Annotated in this window: 2 protein-coding genes; one reads left to right on the top strand and one right to left on the bottom strand. The window is 46.0% G+C overall.

The window, feature by feature from the left end:
• Window positions 1-433: 433 nt before the first annotated feature.
• The gene (locus WBA23_RS08785; RefSeq protein ID WP_424581902.1) at window positions 434-1,537 is read left to right on the top strand and encodes a glycoside hydrolase family 5 protein; all 1,104 of its coding nucleotides are present in this window, start codon (window positions 434-436) and stop codon (window positions 1,535-1,537) included.
• Window positions 1,538-1,621: 84 nt separating this feature from the next.
• Here WBA23_RS08785 and WBA23_RS08780 read toward each other — a convergent pair whose 3' ends face one another.
• Window positions 1,622-2,005, bottom strand: coding sequence for a SiaC family regulatory phosphoprotein (locus WBA23_RS08780; RefSeq protein WP_424581901.1), 384 nt, complete (start codon window positions 2,003-2,005; stop codon window positions 1,622-1,624).
• Between the last annotated feature and the right edge of the window lie 192 nt (window positions 2,006-2,197).

Here is a 2,197-nt window from a genome sequence, read left to right as displayed (position 1 = left end):
GTGTTATGGTGTTATGGTGTTATGGTGTTATGGTGGTCGTGGAACGATGTTTTGGCCGTTGTGAAACGATATTTGGGGGTTATTCTGTTAGCTGGTTCAAGAAAAACTTACGTACCGTCGTCAAACGTCCGGTTGGTTAACTACTTAGTTTTACCTATACTAATAGTAAGGAAAGAGGCTACCGATCGGGGGTGGCTTTTTTTGTGGAATTTACTCTGTATTCTTCCCAGTTCGGGACAAAATACCCGAAAGCTTTTTAAAAAAACTCCTCTACACTTAAAAAAAGCTCGCCTACACTTTAAAAAAGCACCTGAGAATCTCGAAAAGTTGTAGTAATCACTCAGTTGTACTCTCCCGGCATCATTTAGCTCCTCACCTTAGCGATACAAGTTTTTCTTTTTTCTTACCTTTACCAAAAAGCAACCTAAAAACAATGAAAATCCTTATCTACTGCTTGGCTCTCTTGCTACTAGCTTGTCAAACCGGTGTACCCCAAGAACCTACCATCAACTACGAACAGTTCACACTGCACAAGGGCACTAACATCTCGCACTGGCTGTCGCAGAGTAGTCGGCGAGGAGCGGAACGACAAGCGTTTTTCACCGAAGAGGATGTAGCGTATCTGGCTGGCTTGGGCTTTGATCATCTGCGTATCCCGATTGATGAGGAGCAGATGTTTGACGAAGCGGGCAATCCTGAACCCGAAGCATTTGAATTGCTTACCAGCGCGCTCGACTGGTGCCGAGACGAAGACTTGCGAGCAATTGTGGACTTGCATATTCTCCGTTCCCACCACTTCAATGAAATGGAAAAACCACTTTGGACCGAACCGGCTGCTCAAGAAAAGTTTATGGACTTATGGCGCGTACTATCCGACTCGCTAAATTCTTACCCCACCGGCATGGTCGCTTACGAACTCATGAACGAGCCGGTAGCCGATGACCCCGAGAACTGGAACCAACTAGTAGCTCGAGCAGTACGGGTAATTCGGGAGCAAGAGCCGGAACGGGTGATTGTGATTGGTAGCAACCGCTGGCAGAACGCCGATACCTTTGATGAGCTTAAAGTACCGGACAATGATTCCAACATTTTACTGAGCTTCCATTTCTACGAACCCTTCTTGCTCACTCACTACCAAGCTAGTTGGACCGATATTGCTAACTACGAAGGCCCGGTACACTATCCCGGTCCCATTGTGACTGAGCAGGGATTTGCCGATTTGACTGATATCCAGAAAGCCCACGTTGAAGGGCGGATGCGTACTTATCATCGCGATACATTAGAAAAAATGATGGCCAAACCTATGCGCGTAGCTCAGGAGCTCAACCTCCCGCTCTACTGCGGTGAATGGGGCGTGATTACCTCCGCCCCCCAAGAAGACCGCCTGCGTTGGTACCAGGATATGGTCGATATCTTTGAAGCGAACAATATCGCCTACACCAACTGGGACTATAAAAGCAGCAGCTTTGGTTTGGTTACCGGAGAAAATGAGCCTAATGAAGAGTTGGTAGAAATTGTGACTAATGGAAGCCCGTGATACGCTCTTTAATATTACGGACGCTTCGGCATCTGATCCTTATAGTAGCTCCTTTCGGATTGCAAACCCGAGAGGGCTGATTTACTAAGAATTATTACTAGCTGCTACGTTGACCGGAACTGAAGTGCTGTCACTATACTGCTTAAAATTTTCGTTTAGCACTGAATTGTTGGTATCGTAGTACCAGTTAACCTTTAGGGAATGCTCGGTTTTTAGCAAAGGGGCTAAGCAAGCGATAATGCCAAATAAGGCTTTAGAGGAAGCAGCGTTGAAGTTAGTGAGGCGAATATCCAGTATGGTGTCTGGGGCAGGTTGTCGTACGTAAGCTTCCACCCACTGCTGCGCAGGATAGTAGTAGCCTATCGCATCTACCTCGTCAGATACACCCTGAATCGCCAACTGTCCTGATTCATTATCTAAACGAATTTCGGGGGTAGTAGTGGTAGCCGGAATATGAAGTGGTTCCATATAGTACTTTAAAAAATGAATCTGCTCGATTAAAATGTGCTGTTAAAAAGTAGCTCCCGCCCGCATCAATTTGTTAGCAAACAAGAAGTCGCGAAGCTCCTGTACGTCGGTATTTAGAATGTCTCTATTACTTCCCTCCCATAGTTTATGACCTTTGTAAAGAAACATGATATGGTCGCCAATCCCAATTAC

The organism is Tunicatimonas sp. (assembly GCF_049647865.1).
Taxonomy (GTDB): domain Bacteria; phylum Bacteroidota; class Bacteroidia; order Cytophagales; family Cyclobacteriaceae; genus Tunicatimonas.
This window is presented reverse-complemented; position numbering and strand designations above follow the sequence as displayed.

Excerpts from the sequence above, each read along its gene's own strand:
- WBA23_RS08785 (WP_424581902.1), top strand. The coding sequence starts at position 434 with ATGAAAATCCTTATCTACTGCTTGGCTCTCTTGCTACTAGCTTGTCAA.
- WBA23_RS08780 (WP_424581901.1), bottom strand. The coding sequence starts at position 2,005 with ATGGAACCACTTCATATTCCGGCTACCACTACTACCCCCGAAATTCGT.